Source organism: Methylocystis suflitae, assembly GCF_024448135.1.
Classification (GTDB): domain Bacteria; phylum Pseudomonadota; class Alphaproteobacteria; order Rhizobiales; family Beijerinckiaceae; genus Methylocystis; species Methylocystis suflitae.
Genome location: NZ_JAMRYX010000029.1, coordinates 1 through 422 on the forward strand (window position 1 = coordinate 1; position 422 = coordinate 422).

Sequence of the window (422 nt, forward strand, 5' to 3'; positions counted from 1 at the left end):
AGGACCAGTCCGCAAATGAGCGGTGTAGAGCGCGGCACGCCATCGAGGCGAGTCAAAACGAACAGGAAAAGGCTGCTGGAAGCGACCGTCGCTGCGACAGCGGCACAAACGGCGAAAGCGTCGTGAACGGAAAACAGATGGTTCATTCCATCGCTAATACGGAACACTAAGAAGGCGGGGATCGCACATATGATTGTGACAAGCACATATAGATAGCTCGCAGGAATGCCTTCCGTTAAATCGCGAGCGACGAGAAAGTTCGGATCGCGCAGCGCCAAAGCGATGATCGGGGCTGTAATCGCCCAGAAAACATCGAGTGGCGCCAGTTTCGAAAAGCCTGCCTTTGACGTCGGAACGTGCATGCGCATGATAAGATTTCCGTCAAATATGTAAACTTCTCGGCCGTTTAATATGCATGAATT

Annotated in this window: 1 pseudogene; it reads right to left on the reverse strand. The window is 52.1% G+C overall.

Features of this window, described 5'->3' with window-relative positions:
- Nucleotides 1–368: pseudogene (locus tag NEI07_RS02250) on the reverse strand (sugar transferase); the annotation flags it as partial.
- Nucleotides 369–422 lie beyond the last annotated feature (54 nt).